Here is a 24,196-nt window from a genome sequence, read left to right as displayed (position 1 = left end):
ACGGACACCCGTATTGGAATATTCTGTTAACTGGTTGGTCTGATTGCTTTTCCCTGTTCAGATATTCTGAACTTCGGATTCTCATTACCAGAAATCCATAATGTTCCTAACAGCTGAATATTCATGGCACCAACCTGATCGTCATTAGCCTGATATCCACAACAGTCACATGTATACAGATGTGAATCATGGTCTCTATTGGCTTTATGGATTCTTCCACACTTCGGACATCTTTGTGATGTGTATTCCGGTGATACCTGAATAACCTTAGAACCGACTTCTTCTGTTTTGTATGTCAGAAACTGTTCCAGCTGGTAAAAAGACCATGATCGTAATTCATTACGCTGTTTACTGTTACGGCTTCTCAGGTTTTCATCAAAGCTGACATCCGTAAGGTCTTCCATCACAAACAGTGTATTGCTTCCGTATGTATCCACGAGTGTCTTTGACAGGCAATGATTGACATCGCTCATCCAACGGTTTTCTCGTCCGGAAATACGTTTCAGTGCACGTTTTGCTGATTTTGTACCTTTAGACTGCAGTTCAGCTCTGACTTTATTGAAGGTATCTTTTTTCCTGCATACTGCTTCACCAGAATAGAAAGATGTCTGATCTTTCTCATTGTATGTTGTCATCAGATAACGAAGACCACGATCAATGCCGACAACATGCTTCACCTGATCTTTGTCAAATTCAATGTCGTTCTTTCTGGTCACTGGAATGTGAAAGTACCATTCATCTTTCAGGGATACAATCTTTCCTGTTCCAAATGACCATGTACCATCAAAGTAATCACTGAAACATGCAGGTACATCAAAAGTAACTTTGATTCTGCCATCCAGTGTATTCAGGGATAGATATGTTGTATTCGTCTTTTGATCTGTTACAAAGCTGTAATCTCTGTTTCGGACAAGATCTGCCTGTGGTCTTGAAAACAGAACAGGTTTCTGTAACCAGTTCAGATTCCGATAGATGCAGTGCCACTTGTTCGTATAGATGTCCTTGAATTTATATGGCTTTTCCCTCATCTGTGTTCTGATCCCATCGTATCTGGCTGTCACTGTTCGGATTGCGGATTGTGCCATCTGAGACTTCAACCCAAATTCAGAACGTATTGTCTGATACAGCCTGTTACTAAGAGTCACAGAACTCATTGGAAAGTCATGGTCAAAGATATACTGAGACACGAAATTGCAGGCAAGACGATACTGCTCTGTCATATATTCAACAGAGCTTATATCAGAGTCATCCATGTGAATGTGCAGTTTCATTGTCTTAACAGTGTCGGCCATTTTGACCTCCTTCAATAGATATATTATACTACATCTATCTATTGAAAGGAAAGCTATATGCATAATATTTCAGATGACAGATACCAATACCGAAGACACAACAAGAATCTCTTAATGGCTCACTTGATATTTGTTGTGAAATACAGAAAAGAGTTGCTGTTTGGAGAAATTCGGGAGGCTGTTATGCAATATATATTTGATATCTGCGTCCGAAAACATTGGTATATCCGGAGAATGGAAACAGACAAGGATCATATACATATACTGCTGCAGTACAATCCCACTGACAATATCTCGCAGATTGTGAGCACACTGAAGTCTTACAGTACCTATCATGTATGGAAAAGGCACGGCGTTTACCTCAGAGGGTACTTTTGGAAAGAGAACACCTTTTGGTCGGACGGGTATTTTGCGTGCAGTATAGGTAACGTGTCAAAAGAAACAATCGAGAGATACATTGAGAATCAGGGATAGTCAAACCGCCTCTAAAGAGGCGTTGTTTCCTTTGTATTTTATGAAAAAACCGATTGTCTGGTCAAAATAACCAAATAATCGGTTTTTATGTGTTTTGAAAGGATCCTATACAATATTTTCAGATAAGATTGTTACTGTTTCACTTCTTTTTTAATATGTTCAATGGTCTTATCTAAACCATTTTTGGATAAATAAGTTAATAAAGAGAAAATCAAAGCATCTGTATTGGGATGAATCAGAATTTTATCTCTTCCCTGTATATAATAGTCTAATGCAGAAGAGTCTGTGTATTTCTCTTTCTGATAGATCATGCTGGCAGCAACTCGATCACAAAACATTTCAATAACATAATTGACGGGCATCTGGCATGGATAGATGCCATCTTTACCAAAATCAAGCCAGTATTCCCAGTGATGTTTATTTCTTCCTTTGTGATGAAGCCATCCTAAAGAATAGCCTTTTTCTTCTTTTTCGGCATCAATTGGAGAACGGTATCCCTGATAATATTTGAATCCAGTTTTTAATTCAATATAAGAATATTTGCTTAAATCGTGTAATAAACCCTGTTTAAACAAATGACAGCGAAAACATAGCCAGGTTACTTTTATTTTATGCTGTGTAATTGTTTTTAAATGTTGAAGCCATTTCATAAACAAAATTATAAAAGGAATGTAAAAGAAATTCAATGATACTTTTTTTTAAAATGGGCTTGAAATAAAGAAATAGGGATGTTATTATTTTATAGCACTTACTTTAGGCTCAAAGAGTTTAAGGCGGAAGGAGGAAAATAGTATGAAAAAAGGAATTCATCCTAATTATCACACTGTTAAATGTATCTGTACTTCATGCGGAGCTGAATTTGAAACAGGAAGCACAATCAAAGGAAATGAATTGCGTGTAGATACTTGTAGTAACTGTCACCCATTCTTTACTGGACGTCAACGTTTCGCAGCTGCTCAAGGACGTATTGAAAAATTTAACAAGAAATACGGATTCAACAACAAATAAAAAATCAGGTGTCGAAAGACACCTTTTTTAAATAAAAGGAGGATTTTATGATACAGGCAAAACGAATGGAAGCATTTGGAACTTCTATTTTTACAGAAATTAAAAAGATGAAAGAAGAATTTATTCAAAGAACAGGAAAAGAAGTAATTGATTTTTCAATTGGTTCTCCTAATATTGCGCCTGCTTCCTTTATCATTGATACAATGAAAGAAAAAATGAACGATCCTGAAAACTGGAAATACGCCATTACCGATATGGATGAAATGAAAGAAGCCATTCAACAATGGTATAAGGATCGTTACCAGGTAGATCTATCCTATGAGGAAATGATTTGTGTCTCGGGTTCTCAACAGGCTTTAAGTGTTCTTCCTATGGCTATATGTGATCCAGAAGATATCGTACTGGTACCTGATCCGTATTATCCGATTTTTAGTGATGGGCCAAAGATTGCAGGAGCTAAGGTTCATTACATGCCTTTAAAAGAAGAAAATCAATATTTGATACAATTTGATGAAATTGATGAAGAAATTGCGAAAAAGGCTAAATTAATGGTGGTATCGTATCCAAACAATCCAACCTGTGCCATTGCACCGGATTCATTTTATGAAGAATTGATTGCGTTTGCGCATAAATATAATATTTTGGTATTGCATGATAATGCGTACAGTGAACTGGTATTTGATGGAAAAAAAGGAAAAAGCTTTTTATCGTTTCCAAAAGCGAAAGAAATTGGAGTGGAATTAAATTCTTTTTCTAAAACATTTGGTATGGCAGGAGCTCGATTGGGAGTGTGTGTAGGAAATAAGGAAATGATCAAAGCATTTGATACATTAAAGTCAAATATGGATTATGGGATTTTTAAGCCCATTCAATATGCAGCCATTGAAGCTTTAAAAAATGGAAAAGAAAGCATTCAATCGACATGTCTGGCTTACCAGAGACGAAGAGATGCAATGGTCAAAGCGTTTAAAGAAATTGGATGGAATATTCCATCTACTCCAGCTACGATGTTTATGTGGGCAAAAATTCCAGATTCCTATACGGATTCTATGGCATTTGTAGAAGATCTGCTTGAAAAAGCAGGCGTAGTAATGACTCCAGGACAGGCATTTGGACAGGAAGGAAAGCGATATGTCCGTATTGCACTGGTTCAGGATGAACAAGAAATCTATAAAGCCGCTCAACAAATAAAAGAAGCAAAAATTTTCTGATTTGCTTCTTTTTTTCGTATATATGAATATGAAATGTTATCGCTGTTCCAATACCGATCCCGCTTATTTTTATTTTGATCAGGGAGTCTATTATTGTCGTAAATGCATTATGTTTTCCAGGCTGGATGCCAATACTAAAATAAAACCGGTTTCCCTTACTCACAAAATCATTCAAATTCAGCCGAAATTAAAATATGAACTGACAACAAAACAGAAAGAAGTTTCTTTTAAAGTGTGTCAATTGTTAAAAGAAGGAAACGATGTCTTTTTATATGCCTGTACAGGAGCAGGGAAAACCGAAATTACGTTAGAAAGCATCTGTTATTATTTATCACAAGGAAAAAAAGTAGGATTTGCGATCAGTCGAAGACAGGTTGTATTAGAAATCAGAGAACGACTGCAGAAAATATTTCCATCTTTACATATCGTTGCTGTAACGCAAGGTTATACAAAGGATACAGATGGCGATATTATTGTCTGTACGATGCATCAGTTGTATCGTTATCCCTATGCCTTTGATTTACTGATCATGGATGAAGTGGATGCTTTTCCTTATATTGGTAACGATGTTTTATCTTCCATTGCTTCTTTATCCTGTACAGGTCAGAAACTCTATTTAAGTGCGACTCCAGATAAAACGCTTTTGGAAAAATCCAAAGTGGTTACCTTATTTCAAAGACCTCATGGAAAACCTTTACTGATTCCAGAAGTCATCGTATCTCCTGTCTTTATTCAGCTGTTTTGTATCTTATACTATGTTAAGAAATGGAAAGAGAAACAATGTCTTATTTTTGTTCCCAGAAGAAAAGATTGTATCTGGCTTCATTATTTTTTACTTCCTTTTGTATCCAATTCATTTATCCATTCTCAAATCACAAATAAAGATGAAATCATTGACCAGTTTCATCAAAAAAAATTTCAGTGTTTAATTTCAACCACTTTATTAGAAAGAGGAATTACCATTCCAGATGTATCAGTTATTGTATTTTCAACGGATCATATCGTTTATACAGTTTCCACTTTAATTCAAATATTAGGAAGAGTGGGAAGAAGTTTTTCGGATCCTTATGGAAAAGGAGTTTTATTGTGTCAAAGTATCAGTCCTTCTATAAAAGAATGTATTCATCAATTAAAACAGATGAACAAAGATGTAGAATCTGTAATGATAAAATAGATTCTCTATCTTCATTGTTTTTTGAAAATGAATGCATATGCCAATCCTGCAGAGAACAGTTTATCCTTCATAGAAGAGCCTATAAAATAAATGGAATATGGATTTATGTACTTTATGAATACAATGAATTTTTAGAGCGTCTTCTTTTTCGTTTTAAGGAACAAAGAGACATTGCCTTAAAAGAAGTTTTTTTACATGATTGTTATTCTTTATTTAAGAAAATCACAAAATATCATTCCATCTGTGTTATACCTTCCAGTGATTTCAGTCGTTATCAAAGAGGGTTTGAACCAAATATTGAAATTTTATATCAGTCAAATGTTTATTCTCCTTTATATAAAAATAGTAATATTAAACAATCGGAAAGTAAAAATCGTGAACATATAAAGAATGTCATTTGTAGAAAAGAATTGTATACCATACCTTCTTCTATCTGTTTATTTGATGATGTCTGTACATCTATGAATACGCTCCAATGTGGAATTCGTTTATTAAATCCAGAAAAAATCTTTTTATTATCAGCACATCCTTTGTGGATTCAGGGAAAGTCTATGGAAAAACAAAAGAGGTTTTGATAGAATAGTATACGCAAAGGTGATAGATATGGTAAGAAAAGAAACAGAACAAGATGAAATTTCCAGATTACTGGATTCTTATGAAGATGAAACTTTAAATCAGAAAATGGATGCTTTTGCTCAATCAAAAAAAAGAAGAGTAAATAAACATGTATCAAAAGAAGCAGAAATTCCTTCTTTTGTCAGGGAAGAAAAAGACAGTGATACACGTATTGTATTAGGGGCAAAGGATGTCAATACAAATAAAGAACCAGAAAATTTATCTGGAACTATGGCTTTTGATCCAAATAAAGTGGAAGAAAAGAAAGATACAGTTTCGGGTACAGTCGTAATTGATGACAATGAAATTCAATCTTTATTAGAAGATCAGAAAGGACCTCAATTAACTCGTAAAAAAGTATCTAAAAAGGAAGGTAAAGAAGATTCTTCGATCCATTTAAAGAAAACTTCAAAAGAAGGAAAGCAGAAATCTTCAAAACAGAATGGAGCGAAGACCGTTGCGGTAATCGTGGCATCGGTATTAGGAATCCTTTTAGCAATTTTATTAATTTTTGGTGTTGTGAAACTGGTTCAGACTTTTACAAGTGATGAAATCAGCAGTGAACAGCAGGAAGCGTATTATCAGGAAATTATGGATTGGATCGATGGATATGATTTCTATAGTGAGGATGAAAAACAGGAAATCATTCAATTGGAATCCAAATATAATAAACTGACAAAAGAACAGAAGAATCAGATTGATGAAGCTTTAGAAGCAAAAACAGGAAGTACTTTTGATGAACTTTTGGCTATGGCAAAAAGTAAAGAAAAAGAGAATTCCAAGAACAACAATACTGAAACTGCTCAGAAGAAAGCAGAATTAAAAGAAAAAATTAACGATCTGAAAACGGATTTATCCAGAGCCCGTTCCGATCTGGAAGATGCACAGGAAGCTTTAGATAAAGCAACAGCCACTTATAACAAGGCAGCCAATACATTAAGCAGTGAACAGAGTGTACTGGACGGATACAATAGCACCATTGCATCGTATCAGTCATACCAGAATACATACAATATGAAGTATACGGAATATTTAAATACAGATTATTCAGATACAGAAACACGTGAACAGATCTGGAAAGAAGTGGAAAGTGCAAAGGCAAGTATGGATGCTCTTCAATCGGATTACAATACAGCTGTATCCAATCTTTCAACGGCTCAGACAAAGGTGGATACTGCCAAAAATGAAGCAAGCAATGCGCAGTCTGCGATGAATCAGGCACAGCAGGAAGTGGACGATGCCCAGAATGTGGTGGATGAACTAACCAATAAAATCAGCGTTTATCAGAAACAGCTGGATGAATTAGATTAAAGATAGTGTTTTACTATCTTTTTTGTGTTTGAAAAGTATATAAAAATTGATAGAATGTATAGGGATTGTGGAAAGGAGACAATATGCGAAATGCGATTGTTTTAGCAGCAGGAAAAGGAACAAGAATGAAATCGGAATTAAGCAAATTAATGCATCCGATTATTGATCGTCCTATGCTGGGATATATTTTAGATGCTTTAAGAGCGGTACATACCGAAAGAATTGTGATTGTGGTTGGGTATCAGGCACAAAGTATTATGGATGCCTATCCAGAATGTGAATTTGCGATGCAGATGCCTCAGTTGGGAACTGGACATGCAGTAATGCAGTGTACACAGTTAAAAGAAGCCAAAGGACAGACCGTTGTCATCAATGGAGATGGTCCTTGTATTACACCAGAAACACTGGAAAAATTATTTAAAGCTAATGAAAATGCTTCTTTAACTTTATTAACGTCTGTTTTAGAAGATGGGGCTCATTATGGAAGAATTGTTCGTAATGAACAAGGAAATGTAATGGAAATTGTTGAGGCAAAAGACTGTACAGATAAACAGAAAGAAATTAAAGAAATCAATGCAGGAATGTATTGTTTCAATAATGAAGATCTGTTTGAAAATTTAGATAAGCTGCAGACAAACAATGCTCAGAATGAGTATTATTTAACGGATATGGTAAAAATTTTATCTTCACAGGGTAAACGTGTAAATGGAATGGTGATTGAAGACCGGGATGAAGTGATGGGAATCAATGATTGTCTGGAATTAAATAAAGCTTATGAATGGATGACCAGTCGTATCAATACAGAATGGATGAAAAAAGGAGTTCAGATTATTGATCCAAAACGAACGGTGATTGGGAAAGATGTAAAAATCGGACATGATGTGATCATTCATCCAAATGTAGAAATTACAGGAAATACAGTCATTGATGATTATGTTGAAATCTGTTCAAATTCGACAATTATCGATTCATATATTGGTAAACATGTATGCATTGATAATAGTAAAATAGAAAATGGAACGATTCAGGAAGGAAAGAAAATTGGTCCTTTTGAATATATAAAAGAAAATGGTTTAAACATTAAAAATGTTTAGATAAAAGAGTAGGAGACGGACAAATGAAAGACACAATTGTATTTGCTTTATCATCAAGCGTTGGCTTGGCACATGGAATTTGTAAAGAATTGGGAATTGAATTAGGAAAATGCAAAGTCAATCACTTTGCGGATGGGGAAATCTTAGTTGAATTGGGAGAGTCGGTTCGTGGAAAACATGTATATTTTGTGCAAAGTACCAACAATCCAGTCAATGACAATCTGATGGAGCTTTTAATTGGTATCGATGCCTGCAAACGTGCCAGTGCATCCACAATTAACTGTATTATTCCTTATTTTGGATATTCAAGACAGGACCGTAAAGCTAAACCTCGTCAGCCAATTACTTCAAAACTGGTGGCAAGTTTATTGGAAACAGCAGGGGCTGATCGCGTGGTTACAGTGGATCTGCATGCGACACAGGAACAGGGATTTTTTGATATTCCTGCCGATGACATTTCTGCATTGAAACTGATTGCTAATTATTTAAAACATAAAAATTTAGAAGATGTTACTGTGGTTTCACCAGATCATGGAGGAACCGTTCGTGCACGTAATCTGGCATTGGAACTGGATGCTCCGATTGCAATCATTGATAAAAGACGTCCAAGACCAAATGTTGCCGAAGCAATGGGTCTGTTAGGAGATGTAAATGGTCGTATAGCCGTTATTATTGATGATATGGTAGATACAGCTGGAACGTTAGTATCTGGAATTCACATGTTAAAAGAAAAGGGAGCAAAAGATGTTTATGCGGTATGCTCTCATGGTATTTTATCTGGTCCAGCCATTGAACGTTTAACAAATTCAGAAATTACAGAATTTATCTGTACAGATACCATTGATCAGAGTGAAAATAAAAAATTATATCCAGAAATGAAAGTGATTTCGGTTGCTCCATTGATGGCAGCTTTAATTCGTGCAGTGGAAGATAACAGTTCTTTATCTGGAGCTTTAAATACGGCTTTGGCACATCAGCATGAATAAGATATTATTTATTGGATATCCACGCTGTTCAACCTGTATTAAAGCTTATAAGGCATTACAGGCAAAATATGAAGTGGAATATCGAGATATTGTTAAAGACAATCCAGATGAAAAAGAAATCAAAATATGGATTTCAAAAGGAATTAAATTGGATTCTTTATTTAATACACATGGAAAATTGTATAGAGAACTCAATATAAAAGAAAAGAAATCAGTCTGTTCACAGGAAGAGCTGATTTCTTTGCTGGCACAAAATGGAATGCTGGTAAAGCGTCCAATTGTGATCGATAAAGAGAATATTTATATAGGAAATGAATATCAGTTTTTATTAAAAAATGAATAAAAGTTTTTTTCAATCTGTGAACATAAAACAGTCTCTTCGATCTGTTTTAATTCACAGATTTTTTTTACGACATACTGTACATTTTTAGGCTCATTCTGCTTTCCACGAAAAGGAACTGGTGATAAATAAGGAGAATCGGTTTCCGTTAAAAGGTGATCCACTGGACAATTTATTATGCATTCAGGAGCCTGTCTGGCATTTTTAAATGTGATGGGTCCGGCAAAAGAAATATATGAATTTAACTTTAAACATTCCATCATCGTTTCTTTGCTTCCAGAAAAACAGTGAAAAAGAATTTTTGTCTGTGCATATTCTTTTAGAATATCCAATGTATCTTTTGTTGCGCTTCTCATATGGATCGCAATGGGTTTCTGATATTGATTGGCAAGTAAAATCTGTTTAATAAAAATACTTTTCTGTTCTTCTTTGAAAGAATCATCCCAGTAATAATCCAGACCAATTTCACCAATACAATCAATTTTATCGATATTTTTTTCCAGTATTTTAAAATGTGATTCTGCTATTTCTTTCGCATCCCCTGGAAACCATCCAAAAGCAATTCGAATAAAAGGATATTTTTCTTTTAGAGAACAAGCTCTGATAAAATCTGTTTCTTTACAGCATATGACCATTAAATTCGATACATTCTGACTAAAACAGTTTTCCATAATTTCATCAATGCGATTGTATAAAGAATCGTCTGTTATATGACAATGTGAATCGGTATACATAAACACTCCTCGTTTCTCTATGAATTTTACAACAAATTTTTAAAATATGATAGAATAAACACAAGGTTTTATAAGGGAGAATAAAATGAGAGTTGTAGTTAAAGTGGGATCTTCTACATTGACGCATCCAAATACAGGATTGTTGAACATTCGAAGAATGGAAAGTTTATGTAGAGTGTTAAGCGATATTAAAAATGAAGGAAATGAACTGATTCTGGTTTCCAGTGGCGCCATTGCGATGGGAATGGGAAAGCTGGGATTAAAAGATAAACCAGATACTTTACCGGGAAAACAGGCAGTTGCTTCGATTGGACAGTGTGAACTGATGTATACGTATGATAAATTATTCAGTGAATACAATCATACAGTAGGACAGGTATTGTTGACAAAAGAAGACATTGAGCAGCGTAAAGAAAACTGTATCAATACGATTGAAAAATTATTAAAGTATTCCTGTATTCCCATCATTAATGAAAATGATACCATTTCGACAAGTGAAATTGAAATTGGAGACAATGATACATTAGGAGCGGTCGTTTCAAAAAGTTTAAATGCGAATTTATATATTATATTATCGGATATTAATGGATTATATACTTCTGATCCTTCAAAAGAAAAAAATGCGAAACTGATTCAGGTAGTGGATACAATTGATGATTCCATATTAAAACTGGCAGGAGATTCTTCTTCAAAAGTAGGAACGGGAGGAATGATCACAAAATTGCAGGCAGCGCAGATTGTCACAAAAGCCAATTGTGATATGGTAATTGCCAATGGGAAAAATCCAGATATTTTGTATGATATTATGGAAAATCAGTTTATTGGAACATTATTCAAAAAAGAGGTAAAAGAATGAAAACAGTAGATATTATGAAGCAGGCAAAAGAAGTATCACAGATGCTTACTTTAACAACAGAACAGAAAAACAGAGCTTTACAGGAAATGGCCAATGCGTTACGTACAAATACTGATTCCATACTGAAAGCCAATCAGAAAGATGTCCAGCAGGCAAAAGATACATTATCAAAAGTTAAGCTGGATCGTCTGATTTTAAATGAAGAACGAATTGAATCGATGGCAAAAGGAATCGAAGAAGTGATTGAATTGGAAGATCCAGTCAATCAGATTCTGGAAGAAGTAAATCGCAATGGTTTGTGTATCCAGAAAAAAAGCGTTCCTTTAGGAGTGATTGCCATTATTTATGAATCAAGACCTAATGTGACAAGTGATGCGGCTTCTTTAGCAATTAAAAGTGGAAATGTCTGTATCTTAAGAACTGGAAAAGAAGCTTATAACAGCGCAAAAGCCATTGTGGATGCTTTACAGGAAGGATTGGAAAAGGCAAATATCCAGAAAGAAGTGATTCAATTAATTGATGATATCACAAGAAACAGTGCCTATGAATTGATGAATGGTGTGGGATATATTGATTTACTGATCCCAAGAGGTGGAAAAGGACTGATTTCTTCCTGTGTAGAAAACGCAAAGGTTCCATGTATTGAAACAGGAACAGGAATCTGTACGGTATATGTAGACCAGGATTGTGATCTGGATATGGCTTTACGGATTGTAAAGAATGCCAAGACCAGCCGTCCATCGGTATGCAATGCCCAGGAAACATTACTTGTACATGAAAAAGTCGCAAGAGAATTTTTGCCAGAATTAAAAGAATATATTCCAGAAGTAGAATTAAGACTGGATGAAAAAGCTTTAGAAATCATTGATGGAAAGAAAGCAGTTCCACAAGATTATGATACTGAATTTTTAGATTATATTTTAGCAGTTAAAGTGGTAAAAAATATTGAAGAAGCCATTGAACATATTCAGAAACATTCAACACATCATTCCGAAAGCATTATCACAAAGAATGAAGAAAACGCTTCTTTATTCACATCATTAGTTGATAGTGCAGCAGTTTATGTAAATGCGTCTACTCGCTTTACCGATGGAGGAGAATTTGGATTGGGTTGTGAAATGGGGATATCCACTCAAAAACTGCATGCTCGTGGACCAATGGGATTAAAGGAATTAACCACATATAAATATGTGATTTATGGAAATGGAAATATAAGATAGAAGCGTTCAATGGAACGCTTCTATTGCTTTATGAAGAGAAAACTGTAACTGTATGGTCATTAAGATCCATATAACCGGTTCACATAAACAAACACCAAAATAAGAAAGAATGGGAATGATCATCATTGTAAAAATAACTTTTCCAATCAGTTCTATGATACTGGATACTAATGGAATAACTTTCTTACCTAATCCCTGTAAAGCGTTTCGACTGTTTAACAGCACCACCAAAACGATCATGCTGGGAACATTGATTCTTAAATACATTGTCGCATTCTGAATAATATAGGGATCTTTTGTTCCACTGATCAATTGAACAAGAAAATTGGATATAAAATAAATCAGTACAGATAAAATACATACATAAACAATTCCCAGCTGGTTCACAAAATGAATGCCTTCAATAATACGATCTTTTCGCATGGCTCCTCGATTCTGTGATACAAAAGTAGATATGGAAGAACATAAAGCACTTAAAAATAACGAACATAAACTTAATGTTTTACGAGCGGTTGTATGTGCAGCAATAATGCGGGTTCCTAACTGATTGATTCCAAATTGTAGAGTAACGGTTCCAATGGATACAATGCTTAACATTAGTCCCATTGAAAATCCTTGTGCACATAGATCCATAGTAAGATCATAGTCAAATTGAAAAGAATCTGGGATTAATATTTTTGCCTTTTTATAAATAAATAAAATACATACAAAAGTGGATACAATTTGAGCAATCACTGTGGCAATGGCAGCTCCTTTAATTCCTAAAGAAAATTGAGTAATTAATATAAAATCTAAACCTACATTTAATAAAGAAGAGAGAATTAAAACAATTAATGGAGTTACACTATCTCCTATAGCTCTTAATAAACCGGCGGATAAATTATAGAATAAAGTGACAATTAAAAATAAACCGATGATCTGTATATAAGATAATGCCTGAGAATAAATGGAAGAAGGAGTATCCAATACAGTTAAAAGTTCAGGCAATAAAAAATAAGATAAAAGAGTTAGACCTAAAGAAAATAGAATGCCTAAAAAGATAGAATGAGAAACAACTTTTTTTAAAGAAGTTTTATCGTTGGCTCCAAAATATTTAGAAGCAACAATTCCAAATCCAAGTCCCAATCCATTACAGAAACCGACCATTAATTCAAATACAGCAGATGTACTTCCAATGGCAGCTAGAGGTAAATCACCAAGAAAATGTCCAATAATAAGAGTATCAATGGTATTGTATAACTGTTGAAACAGATTGGAAAAAAAGAAGGGAATGGAAAATAGGAGAATACTTTTTTTAACAGGTCCTTTGATTAAAGAAATTTGATTCATAATACCTCCAAAAACGAAATAAATTATAACATATATTATTTGTTTATTGATTAATAAATGATTTTTATGTGGTTTCATGATATATTTATGATGCGATTTTATGTAGATGGAAAGGAAAACAAGTATGGCAAAAATGGAAGAAAGATTAGAGTCTTTAGTGGCTCGTCATGAAGAAATAAATGAATTGATGATGCGAAACGATATTGTTTCCGATCGTAAAGAAATGGCAAAATTAGGACGTGAACAGAATGAATTGCTTCCTGTTGTGGATACATATAATGCATATAAAAAAGCGTGTCAGGAATTAGAAGATGCAAAGGTATTATCGTTAGAAGATGATAAGGAAATTCGTGAAATGGCATTGATGGAAATTGAAGAACTGGAACCAGCAATTCAGGAATATTTAGATAAGCTGGAACTATTACTGGTACCAAAAGATCCAAATGATTCTCATAATTGTATTCTAGAAATTCGTGGAGCTGCTGGTGGAGATGAAGGAAACATTTTTGCGGGAGATTTATTTCGAATGTATTCAAAATATTGTGAATCTAAAGGATGGCGTGTTGAAATCATTGAAATGGAAGACAGTGAAGCTGGTGGATATTCTCTGGTTTCCTTTAAAGTCAATGGAGATGGGGCTTATGGAACGTTAAAGTTTGAATCGGGTTCTCATCGTGTACAGCGTGTTCCTAAGACAGAATCACAAGGACGAATTCATACTTCTACTGCTACGGTATTGTGTATGCCAGAAATTGAAGAAGAAGATTTTGACATTGATATGAACGATCTGGAAATTGAAACCATGCGTTCTTCTGGAGCGGGTGGACAGCACATCAATAAAACCGATTCAGCGGTGCGTATTGTACATAAACCTACCGGAATTGTTGTGAAGTGTCAGGATGGTCGTTCCCAGCATGAAAATAGAGCGACAGCTTTAATGACCATTCGTGCCCGTGTCTATGAAGAAAGACAAAGAGAAATCGATGAAAAAGCTGGAGCGGAGCGTCGTACGAAAATTGGAACAGGAGATCGTGCAGAAAAGATTCGTACCTATAATTATCCTCAGAATCGTGTAACCGACCATCGTATTGGCTATACAGTCAATCAGCTGGATCGTATTATGGATGGACGTTTAGAAGATCTGATGAACGCATTACAACTGGCAGACCAGCAGGCAAAACTGGCAGGAGAAAACCAATGACCTATCATTCATTGATTCTGGATGCCAGAGAACGTCTTTTTCAGGCGGGTCAGGGAGAACAGGCTGCTCAGCTCTTAATGGTGGAATTATGTCGTCAAAGAGATAAAAATTTATACATTCTGATGAATGAAGAATGCGATAAGGAAATTGAAGAAATCTATAAAAAAGCAGTAATCGAAATGGAACAGGGAAAGCCTTTAGGCTATGTTTTAGGATATGAATGGTTTTTTGGCTATGATTTTATCGTAAATGAAGATGTTCTGATTCCTCGCTGTGAAACAGAAGAACTGGTCGAACTTGTTTTACAGAAATTTGATGAGAAATTTTCAAATCGAGATCATGTCACTGTTTTTGATGTGGCAACTGGATCGGGAGCCATTGGGATTACTTTGAATTTAGAAGAAGAAAAAATGGATGTTATCGCATCAGATATTTCACAGAAGGCATTGGATGTTGCGTATAAAAACAATGAAAAATTAAAGGCTCATGTGAATTTCATATGTGGAAGTATGCTGGATCCATTTATAGATCGAAATCTTCATTGTGATATTTTAGTATGCAATCCTCCTTATATTCCAGATGAAGAAGAAATGGAACACAGTGTGGTTGATTATGAACCACATGTTGCCTTATTTGGAGGAGAAGATGGTTTAAAATTTTATAGAGATGTATTTGAAAAAGCACATCTTGTCTGTTTAGAACATGCATTTATGGCTTTTGAAATGGGATATCAACAGGGAAAAGCCTTAATGGAACTGTCCAGACAATATTTTCCAGATGCCTGTATTCAGGTTCATAAAGATATGTCTGGAAAAGATCGTATGTTGACCATTGAATTATAGAAAGAAGGAATCGACTTGTTAAAAAAGAATTCAGAATGCTGGTGTGGTTCAAAAAAGAAATATAAACATTGTCATGAACAATGGGATAATACCATTTCTGTATTGAAACTGCAGGGAAAAATAGTACCTCCTCATTCTTTGATCAAAAATGAGGAAGATATAAAATGGATTAGAAAAGCAGCAAAGATCAATAATGAAATACTGGATCTAGTTGGAAAAACGATAAAGGAAGGAATGTCAACGGAACAGATTGATCAGCTGGTTTATGATTATACTGTATCTCATGGAGCAATTCCAGCCTGTCTGGGATATGAAGGGTATCCTAAAAGCTGCTGTACGTCTTTAAATGATGAAGTATGCCATGGAATTCCAGACAAAAATATTATATTGCAGCAGGGAGATATTATAAATGTAGACTGTACAACCATTGTACATGGTCATTTTGCGGATGCTTCTAGAATGTATTGCATTGGAGAGGTATCCAGTGAAGCAAAAAAATTAGTGGATGTCACAAAAGAATGTCTGGAAGCAGGAATCAAAGCCGTACGTCCATGGGGATATTTTGGTGATATTGGAGCGGCAATTCAGGAAGTAGCTCATAAAAATGGATACAGTGTTGTAACAGATTTCTGCGGGCATGGAGTAGGAAATGCGTTTCATGAAGATCCGTTTGTCCATCATGTAGGAATCCGAAACACAGGTATGGTCATTGCACCGGGTATGGTTTTTACCATTGAACCAATGATCAATGAAGGAAAAAGAGATTTATTTATTGATGCGGATAATGGCTGGACAGCTTATACAGAAGATGGTCTATTGTCGGCACAATGGGAAAATACAATTTATGTAACAGAAAAAGGAGTAGAAATTTTAGCTTATTAAAATTTCTACTTTTTTTAAAAATGTGAGCGATTTCATGAAAATTAATGAAAAAAAGTATTTCAAAAAGGAACAAAATCTTGTATTTCATATTAAATTAGTATATTATCAACGTAATAGAAAGGATTTATATTATTTATGGAAAAATGGACTCAGGAACAATATGCAGCTAAGATTCAGGAAATGAAACAGGAAGCGCATGATAAAATGTGGTTATATATAGAATTGAATGCGGGTGAATTAAAAGAAAATTGTGAACCAGGAGTGAATAATATTTCACCATGCTGCAAAGCTATGTTAGATGCTATGTTAGAAGGAGACGGATTTATCGTAGAACCTAAAATTCGTACAAAAATTGCGAAGGCTTTAACAATTCGTTATTATGTAGATAACTTACATCCAGATCGTAGAAAATACAAAGATGTAGTTAATGGATAAGATATTGAATTTTCAATATCTTTTTTTTTGCAAAAAAAAAGGACTTTTTCAAGTCCTTATATGCATAAACTGATAAAGTAAATGATGAATAATACATCCAGTGCATAGATAATTGGATTTAATTCTTTGCTTCTTCCAGCTGCTAACATTCCAATGGAATAAATGATAAATCCGCAGGCAATACCATCTGAAATGGAATACATCAATACCATCATAATTACAGTTGTAAAGGCAGCTGCAGCAATTACCATATCTTTCCATTCGATGTTTCCTAACTGTTGAGCCATCATAATACCAACAACGATCAAAGCAGGAGCTGTAACCGCATTTGTTGCGATGGATAAGATGAATGGTGAGAAAATAGTAGCCAGTAAGAATAATACACCTGTTGTAACAGCTGTTAAACCTGTACGTCCACCAACACCAACACCAGAAGTGGATTCAACGAAACTTGTAACGGTTGAAGTTCCTAAAGCGGCTCCAGCAACGGTACCAATCGCATCCGATAATAAAGCTCTTTCGCCATTTTCAAGTTCACCTTTTTTATTTACCAGTCCAATACTGTTTCCAATTGAAATCAAAGTACCTGCTGTATCAAAGAAATCAACGAATAAGAAAGAGAAAAGAATAACGATAGCCTGGAATGGAGAAGCAAACAATTCCGCAAAACCATTCGCAAATTGTCCGGCAGCAGAGAAATCAAAGTTGAAAGATGCCACCTGAGAAATAACAGGCATTCCTTCCATTCCCATGAAACCAAGAATTACACCAACAATGGCTGTAACAACCATTCCCACAAATACAGCAGCAGGAACTTTTTTAACAACCAGTGCGATTGTGACCAATAATCCAAATAATGCCAGCAGAACAGCAGGTTGTGCTAAATTTCCAATTCCAACAAAGGTTGCTTCGTTGCTGACAATGATTCCTGCATTTTTAAATCCGATAAAGGCAATAAAGAAACCAATTCCAGCACCAATCGCAAATTTCATTTGTACAGGGATGGCATTGATAATAGCTTTACGAATTCCTGTTACAGAAATCAAAACGAAGATGACACCGGAAATAAATACGGCAGCTAATGCAGCTTGCCAGCTATATCCCATTGCTCCACATACTGTATAGGCAAATAATGCGTTAACTCCCATACCTGGAGCTAATGCTACTGGATAGTTTGCAACGATTCCCATTAAAATGGAAGCAAAACCAGAAGCAATGGCAGTTGCTGTAAATACAGCTGTTGGGCTCATACCAGAAGCAGACAAAATACTTGGGTTAACACCTAAGATATATGCCATAGCTAAGAAAGTAGTAATACCGGCAAGAATCTCAGTTTTAACATCGGATCCTTTTTCCTTAAGTTTGAATAATTTTTCCATATATTCTCTCCTTTAAAAAATACTCTTTCATTGTATTTGTTTTAGGATTCAGATTCAACTACAGGAATGACTTTTTTTAAATAAAATGAATATAAAACAGTAGAAATTTTAGAATCTGGATAAATTTTCTGTAAAGCTTCTTTATAAGTTATTAATTGTTCTTTATAAGTCTCAACTAATTCCATTTCGTTTAACGCATCCGTTTTAAAATCCAGTATCGTAATATCGGTATCAAAAATCACAAGGTCCATGTATCCATGAAGAACCATTTCATCTTTTAAAACAATATAGCTCAATTCAAACTGATGATTCAATCTCATCCATTTTTTATACAGTTTATTCTCATTTAAAGATAAGAACTGATCCAGATCTTTATTTGACATGACATAACTGTTCATTTTTGCGTATTGGATGACCTTTTCTTTCAGATATGGATAGTCTAGCAAACCTGCCATTTCATGAAATAAAGTACCTCGATTCATAGCTGAATCATTGGATTCAAAAGAAGGCCAGCCTGTTTTTAATTTCGTTTGTGAAGCCGCAAAAGAAGTAAAAACAGATTCTTCTTTCTGATATTTTAAAACAGGAATCTTTATATTGACCGGTTCTTTTTCTTCTACTTCATATAAATGATTGTCTTTTATAAATTGAATTGTATTTTCATTTCGATAAATATGAAACAGCCAGCTGGTATAGGATTTAAAAGATAATAAAGCCTGTGTATTCAGACTGGATTCATAATCCGATTCAGATTTGATCGCATCGACAAAAATCAGTTCTTCTTTTGCTCGTGTTGTTGCCACATATAAAATACGCATTTCTTCCATCAGTTCTTCATGAATGGCTTTAGTCTCAAAAGCTAAAGAAAATAAACTTTTACGTTTTAAACGATGAGGATAATCCAGATACTGTAAAGCAATCCCTAAATCGGAATCGATGGAAACAATACCAGTTCTTTTTTTCATTTCATTGCTGGATAAAATATAGACAACTGGAAACTGAAGTCCTTTTGAAGCGTGCATGGTCATAATACGAACCACATTTTCTTCCTTTCCAAACGCATTGGCCTGTCCGATAATATCCAGTTTTGATTCTTCTTCAATTTCCAGGATAAATCCATCAATGTCTAAAAGATCTGGATAATTTACTGCTTTTTCCAGTAAATAGTCCAGATTGGTTTTATCCTGGGAAGACGTATGATTTTCATAAAAATCATTATATCGATAAATTTGTCGAATTAGACTGGGAATGACTTTTTCTTTCTGTTTTCTGAAAGTATGAAAAGGAATCATAAAATCACAGTCTTTTATTGTTTCATATAAAGATGCATTTCTATTTTTTGTCTTGCAGACCTGGCTGATCTGTTCATAAGAAATTTCAAATAAACCAGAACATAAACAGGCAATCAGCTGAATATCATCATAAGGGTTATTTAGACAGCTTAAACAGGCACAGACAATCTGAACTGCCTGGTTGGTAAAAAATCCATTGGTTACCTGTGCAAATACAGGAATAGAATACGATTCCAGACAGGTTTTGATATCATCCAGCTGATTTCGATTTCTTAATAAAATACAGATATCTTTATAGTTTCTTCCATTCTGAATATCCTTTAATATAGATTTTGCCATTAAATGATAACGATTAACCAGACTGTATTTTTTGGCTTCTGGATAAGAAAGATCATAACTTTCTTTAATCTCATCGATACAGGAATAAAGAAAACGAATGGGATGGGCTAAAGAATCTTTTTGTGATTCCATACCCACTTTTGCGATATCCACTTCTTCAAATTGTGTTCCTAATAAATTGGAATTCATTAATTTTTCATAAAAATCATTATTAAATTCAATGATACTTTGATTGGAACGATAATTTTCTTTTAATACCAAAGCTTTATCATAATTAGAAGTACTTTTCATATGTTCCTTCATAATAGAAGGCTTTGCCTGACGAAATCCATAGATAGACTGTTTGATGTCTCCAACACGAAAGACGTTATTTTTGCGACAGAATTTAGAAACAATGGTTTCCTGCAGTTCATTGGTATCCTGAAATTCATCAATTAATATTTCATTGTATTTAGTCTGCAGTTCTTCCTGAATGCTTTGATCTTCCAGAAGTAAAAGGGCAAAATGTTCCATATCATTAAAATCAATAAATTCCTGCTGTTTCTTTTCTTCAGCAAAAAATATACATGTATATTTACATAAAGAAATCAGTGTATGAACTAAAGATTTCTGATTCTCAATGTCATTTATAAATTGAGGCCATGGATATAAAACATTTGAAATATCTTTCTGAAAAGATAAATAATTGTCTTTTTCCTTCATTTTTATTTTATTGATCGTTCCAGGAATATTTTCTGTCAGATTAATGGAAGCAATAAAAATTTTTCTGAATTCATCATAATTTTTTTCTTTAAGAGGCTTTAAACAAATGGAATTAAATTCCCGTTTCTTTTCTAAACGAGATAACATAGCCATTTTCTGACTTTCTTTTTTAAATTCCATATCGTTTACTTTATCGATCATAGAATCTAAAATTTCAATCATTGAAATCATTTTTTCTGTAAAATATTGAAAAAACCAGTTTAAAGACTCTTCCTGAATCGTATCAAAATGATTTGAAATTAGAGAAAACCACTGATCCATATGTGGCTTGGATTGACCAGTCTGAATCATTTGTTCAATTGTTTTCTGAATGTCTTCTTCTTTTTTTCCAAACGATTGAAAATACAGCTTACACTCCATATAATCCTTTACCGAAATCTGTTGAGTAGCTCTTTGATACGCTTTTGTCATTGCCTTTCGAATCTGAGAAGCACTACCTACAGTCGTGGCCATTGTCAGGGAAATTGGAATTTTGTAGTAATAGGTTTTAACTAAATTCTGACAGAAACTGTCAATGGTACAGATCGAAGCGGTTTCCAGCAATGTCAATTGATTAGACAGATAGGCATCTTCTGGATTTTTCTGTTTCTGTTTGAGAAGATCCTGTTTTAAACGATCTTTCATTTCACTGGCAGCATCATTGGTAAATGTCATAGCCAGAATGGAATCAATGGATATACGATCCTGGATCACAAGCGTACTGAGTCTTTGAACCAGCACGCTGGTTTTTCCGCTTCCTGCACTGGCAGATACAATCACATTTTTATTTCGAATTTGAATGGCTTCTAATTGAGCGGGTGAAAACGGCATCAGGCTTCCTCCTCTATAAATGATATTTGACGGACTTCTTTTCGATTGTTACGACAGATTCTTTGGAATTTACAATACATACATGCATTTTCAACATGATTGGCCTGGATGTCTCCTTCTTTCATCTTCTTTAACAATCCATTCACGATGATATCCCATTGTTCTTTGCATTCTTCGTAAGATAAAGTATTTTTAGGAATGGCAAATTGTTCTTTAGAATCGATATATATATCAAAGCCATCAAAATTCCATCCTGAAATAATTTTCTGTCTATTGTATTCATCCAGTCCATTTGAATTGGATGGTTCTACAAATCCTAACTTCTGATTGTCTTTTGGATAGGAAATATGCAATGCTTCATCCTGTATAAAAGGAGAAGACAAAGAAATATAGAAACATCCAACTGGTTTTAAATGTTCGTTTTCTTCTATATAAATAGTATAGGTCAACAATTGAAGCGATAAACCGGCTTGAAAATTTTCTTTTCTTAGTTCTTTTTTACTGGATTTATAATCAAAAATACAGAAACTGGTGCTGGATGTATCCATTCGATCAATATATCCAGTAAAAGTAAGTGTCATATCTTCAAATTCCATCTTTTTTAGAATTTTATATTCCTGTTCCTTTATATTCATATGCCAGCTGTTTTCAAATTCAGACAGCTGCTGCAATACACGATGAATCTTTTGTGAATATTCAATAATTTGTCCTTCTACCCATGTTTTTTTATTAGGATATACTTTTAAAAAGAAAGAAAATTCATCTTTAATGATTTTTTCAATTTCTATAAGAGGAACATGAATATAATCTTTATGATAGATAGTTGTTAGATGTTCCAGCATCGAATGAAATAAGGTTCCTTTTGTACTGACTTCTGTAACACTTTTTGGTTCTCTTAAATGTAAACCATATTTTAAATAATGATAAAAAGGACATTTTGCGAAAGATTCTAATCGGGATACACTAAAGATAGAATCTTTAAAAAACAGATCTTTTGCCTGTTCTCTGGAAATAAACAGCTTTGTCTTTTCATAATTTGAACTTTCTTTTACATCTATAAAAGAAGCATCTTTTCCAATCCATTCTTTTATATCATTTGAAGCTTCCACTGTTTTTCCTTCATAATCGGATTGTGCATAAGATATAAAACAATCTTCCATCTGAAATAAAGTATCTTTTAATTGCTGAAGCTGAAAAGATAATCGTTTCTGTAAAGAAGGTAGAGTTGTATTCTGAATATAGTTCTCATTAAAAATGTCTTTATGAATGACAATGGAAGGAAAATTTTTCGCATTGGCAGACATAATAAAACAATGCGGACGAATTCCATTACAATCGTTTAAAGAAGAGATACAGACTCCTTTTATTTCCTTTACACTTTGTGTTAAAGAGCTTTGTTTCAAATATTGAATCAGTAAGAAAGGATCCTTTAAGTAATCAAAAGACTGTTTGTAACAATCCTGTACATACTGATAAGCTTTTATATCTTCTATTGAAGGATTTATGTGATGGTTCTGGATGATTTCACAAATTGAAACAAAATCATTCATTGTTAAGTGTAATAGAAAATCATGGTCTAAGAACCATTGTTTTATATTTGATTCTGCATTTTTTAAATATAGAAAATCAGTTTCTTCTATTAAATAATTTTTTTCATATTCAATCTTTTCCAGATGAAACGAAGGATAAATAGAATCTGGAAAGGAAGTGTAATAGGCATTCATATCTTTATATATTTCTGGATATAAAAGCTGAATCATATTTAAAAAAGAAGAAAGTGTCTTTTCCTGAATCCAGGAAAAGACAGAATTGAATTCATCCAGAATAAACGAATTGATCGTTTTCTTTAAAAAAGTATAAGGAATATTATATTGATCCAGCATTTGGGCTAATACCTGATTTTCACTTTCCTGACTGGTAAAAATCATACAGTCACAGGCATTGTAATTTTTTTCTATAATACTTTGACAGATCCATTGGGCTTCTTTTTTTGGATTGGCCATAGAATGATAATGAAAGTTTGTCTGAGTCTTTTTATCTATAAATTGTGCGCCATTTTCCAGTAAAAATAAGATCCATTTCATTTCTATATCGTTATAAGGTTTATGAAGAATATAAACGGATTGAAAATCGATTATAGGTTTTATATGATCTTCTTTTGTTTCTATTGAATAAATAGATAAAAGAAGTTCTTTTAAATCTTTATCTTTCTGTGTATGTTCAGGAAAGTCTTTTACATTATATAATTTACAGAAACGAATAAAAGACAGACAGGATTTTAAAAATGTTAAATCATTAAAACTGTTTTTGTATGTATTCGAATCTCTTAAAGACTCTCCTTTTTTCTGATATTGATATAAAATATTTAATTCCTGTTCAGAATGATCATATAGAAAAGAATTTAAAGAAAGAACCTGTACATCAATTGTATTGGAATATTCTTTTAATAGCTTCTGATACATTACTAAATGAAGGCTGGAAGGTACAATTATTGTTTTCATAGAATCACCATTCTTATTTTACCATAGTTTGAAATAAAATCTTTCAAATCAAAGTGAAAGGGAATGTATTTGTTTGTGTATCAGAAGAAAGGTATAATAAAAATAAGGA

At 33.8% G+C, this 24,196-nt stretch carries 22 protein-coding genes; 15 read left to right on the top strand and 7 right to left on the bottom strand.

Annotated features, from left to right (window positions below; translation table 11 throughout):
* Positions 1-26: 26 nt before the first annotated feature.
* Entirely contained in the window at positions 27-1,292 is a 1,266-nt protein-coding gene (locus FYJ50_RS01905) for an RNA-guided endonuclease TnpB family protein (protein ID WP_154459356.1), read from the bottom strand.
* A 57-nt stretch (positions 1,293-1,349) separates the two neighbouring features.
* Between FYJ50_RS01905 and tnpA the strand changes: the two genes are divergently transcribed.
* The gene (tnpA, locus tag FYJ50_RS01900) at positions 1,350-1,766 is read left to right on the top strand and encodes an IS200/IS605 family transposase (RefSeq protein WP_154459355.1); all 417 of its coding nucleotides are present in this window, start codon (positions 1,350-1,352) and stop codon (positions 1,764-1,766) included.
* A gap of 131 nt (positions 1,767-1,897) precedes the next feature.
* Here the strand turns inward: tnpA and FYJ50_RS01895 are convergent, their stop codons facing one another.
* On the bottom strand, positions 1,898-2,416 hold the full coding sequence (locus FYJ50_RS01895; RefSeq protein ID WP_154459354.1) for a DUF5662 family protein: 519 nt from the start codon (positions 2,414-2,416) through the stop codon (positions 1,898-1,900).
* 142 nt (positions 2,417-2,558) lie between these two features.
* Here FYJ50_RS01895 and rpmE point away from each other — a divergent pair, with 142 nt between their 5' ends.
* The 8 genes from rpmE (at position 2,559) to FYJ50_RS01855 (ending at position 9,508) form a co-directional block, all read left to right on the top strand.
* Positions 2,559-2,774, top strand: coding sequence for a 50S ribosomal protein L31 (gene rpmE / locus FYJ50_RS01890; RefSeq protein WP_154459353.1), 216 nt, complete (start codon positions 2,559-2,561; stop codon positions 2,772-2,774).
* Positions 2,775-2,821: 47 nt separating this feature from the next.
* Complete coding sequence (locus tag FYJ50_RS01885) at positions 2,822-3,985, top strand: aminotransferase class I/II-fold pyridoxal phosphate-dependent enzyme (protein WP_154459352.1); 1,164 nt, start codon at positions 2,822-2,824, stop codon at positions 3,983-3,985.
* Positions 3,986-4,007: 22 nt separating this feature from the next.
* The gene (locus FYJ50_RS01880) at positions 4,008-5,159 is read left to right on the top strand and encodes a helicase-related protein (protein WP_235900901.1); all 1,152 of its coding nucleotides are present in this window, start codon (positions 4,008-4,010) and stop codon (positions 5,157-5,159) included.
* On the top strand, positions 5,102-5,734 hold the full coding sequence (locus FYJ50_RS01875) for a hypothetical protein (RefSeq protein WP_205946371.1): 633 nt from the start codon (positions 5,102-5,104) through the stop codon (positions 5,732-5,734). Before FYJ50_RS01880 ends, FYJ50_RS01875 begins: the two co-directional genes overlap by 58 nt.
* 28 nt (positions 5,735-5,762) lie before the next feature.
* Positions 5,763-7,085: a GumC domain-containing protein gene (locus FYJ50_RS01870; RefSeq protein ID WP_154459350.1), complete on the top strand. Its 1,323-nt coding sequence runs from the start codon at positions 5,763-5,765 to the stop codon at positions 7,083-7,085.
* Between the two features lie 83 nt (positions 7,086-7,168).
* Positions 7,169-8,179, top strand: a complete 1,011-nt coding sequence (locus tag FYJ50_RS01865; protein WP_154459349.1) for a bifunctional UDP-N-acetylglucosamine diphosphorylase/glucosamine-1-phosphate N-acetyltransferase GlmU — start codon at positions 7,169-7,171, stop codon at positions 8,177-8,179.
* A 23-nt stretch (positions 8,180-8,202) separates the two neighbouring features.
* Positions 8,203-9,165 carry a ribose-phosphate diphosphokinase gene (locus tag FYJ50_RS01860; RefSeq protein WP_154459348.1) on the top strand — a complete coding sequence of 321 codons (963 nt, stop codon included), beginning with the start codon at positions 8,203-8,205 and terminating at the stop codon, positions 9,163-9,165.
* Positions 9,158-9,508, top strand: coding sequence for an ArsC/Spx/MgsR family protein (locus FYJ50_RS01855; protein ID WP_154459347.1), 351 nt, complete (start codon positions 9,158-9,160; stop codon positions 9,506-9,508). Before FYJ50_RS01860 ends, FYJ50_RS01855 begins: the two co-directional genes overlap by 8 nt.
* Here the strand turns inward: FYJ50_RS01855 and FYJ50_RS01850 are convergent.
* Positions 9,484-10,239, bottom strand: a complete 756-nt coding sequence (locus FYJ50_RS01850) for a TatD family hydrolase (RefSeq protein WP_154459346.1) — start codon at positions 10,237-10,239, stop codon at positions 9,484-9,486. The genes FYJ50_RS01855 and FYJ50_RS01850 overlap by 25 nt on opposite strands.
* Before the next feature lie 85 nt (positions 10,240-10,324).
* On the opposite strand from FYJ50_RS01850, the gene proB reads away from it, so the two are divergent.
* Both proB and FYJ50_RS01840 read left to right on the top strand, forming a co-directional pair.
* Positions 10,325-11,095: a glutamate 5-kinase gene (proB, locus tag FYJ50_RS01845; RefSeq protein ID WP_154459345.1), complete on the top strand. Its 771-nt coding sequence runs from the start codon at positions 10,325-10,327 to the stop codon at positions 11,093-11,095.
* On the top strand, positions 11,092-12,315 hold the full coding sequence (locus FYJ50_RS01840; RefSeq protein ID WP_154459344.1) for a glutamate-5-semialdehyde dehydrogenase: 1,224 nt from the start codon (positions 11,092-11,094) through the stop codon (positions 12,313-12,315). The genes proB and FYJ50_RS01840 overlap by 4 nt, the downstream gene beginning before the upstream one ends.
* A 6-nt stretch (positions 12,316-12,321) precedes the next feature.
* On the opposite strand, the gene FYJ50_RS01835 is transcribed toward FYJ50_RS01840, so the two are convergent.
* A complete protein-coding gene (locus FYJ50_RS01835; RefSeq protein ID WP_154459343.1) occupies positions 12,322-13,644 on the bottom strand; it encodes an MATE family efflux transporter in 1,323 nt (440 codons plus the stop codon).
* Positions 13,645-13,768: 124 nt separating this feature from the next.
* Here FYJ50_RS01835 and prfA point away from each other — a divergent pair, with 124 nt between their 5' ends.
* The 4 genes from prfA to FYJ50_RS01815 all read left to right on the top strand — a co-directional run bounded on the left by prfA (position 13,769) and on the right by FYJ50_RS01815 (position 17,004).
* A complete protein-coding gene (prfA, locus tag FYJ50_RS01830; protein ID WP_154459342.1) occupies positions 13,769-14,845 on the top strand; it encodes a peptide chain release factor 1 in 1,077 nt (358 codons plus the stop codon).
* Entirely contained in the window at positions 14,842-15,687 is an 846-nt protein-coding gene (gene prmC, locus FYJ50_RS01825; protein ID WP_154459341.1) for a peptide chain release factor N(5)-glutamine methyltransferase, read from the top strand. The genes prfA and prmC overlap by 4 nt, the downstream gene beginning before the upstream one ends.
* A 15-nt stretch (positions 15,688-15,702) precedes the next feature.
* The gene (locus tag FYJ50_RS01820; protein WP_154459340.1) at positions 15,703-16,569 is read left to right on the top strand and encodes a methionyl aminopeptidase; all 867 of its coding nucleotides are present in this window, start codon (positions 15,703-15,705) and stop codon (positions 16,567-16,569) included.
* A 135-nt stretch (positions 16,570-16,704) separates the two neighbouring features.
* A complete protein-coding gene (locus tag FYJ50_RS01815; protein ID WP_154459339.1) occupies positions 16,705-17,004 on the top strand; it encodes a hypothetical protein in 300 nt (99 codons plus the stop codon).
* A 56-nt stretch (positions 17,005-17,060) separates the two neighbouring features.
* On the opposite strand, the gene FYJ50_RS01810 is transcribed toward FYJ50_RS01815, so the two are convergent.
* Genes FYJ50_RS01810 through FYJ50_RS01800 form a run of 3 tightly spaced genes read right to left on the bottom strand, consistent with a single transcriptional unit; the run spans position 17,061 to position 24,087 of the window.
* Positions 17,061-18,383, bottom strand: a complete 1,323-nt coding sequence (locus FYJ50_RS01810; protein WP_154459338.1) for an NCS2 family permease — start codon at positions 18,381-18,383, stop codon at positions 17,061-17,063.
* 41 nt (positions 18,384-18,424) lie between these two features.
* Positions 18,425-21,586: a UvrD-helicase domain-containing protein gene (locus tag FYJ50_RS01805; RefSeq protein WP_154459337.1), complete on the bottom strand. Its 3,162-nt coding sequence runs from the start codon at positions 21,584-21,586 to the stop codon at positions 18,425-18,427.
* A complete protein-coding gene (locus FYJ50_RS01800) occupies positions 21,586-24,087 on the bottom strand; it encodes a PD-(D/E)XK nuclease family protein (RefSeq protein WP_154459336.1) in 2,502 nt (833 codons plus the stop codon). Before FYJ50_RS01800 ends, FYJ50_RS01805 begins: the two co-directional genes overlap by 1 nt.
* Positions 24,088-24,196: the final 109 nt, after the last annotated feature.

Origin of the sequence: Floccifex porci (assembly GCF_009696175.1) — a bacterium.
Taxonomy (GTDB): domain Bacteria; phylum Bacillota_I; class Bacilli_A; order Erysipelotrichales; family Erysipelotrichaceae; genus Floccifex; species Floccifex porci.
The sequence above is the reverse complement of the archived record's forward strand: the minus strand, read 5'-3'. Positions and strand labels throughout refer to the sequence as shown.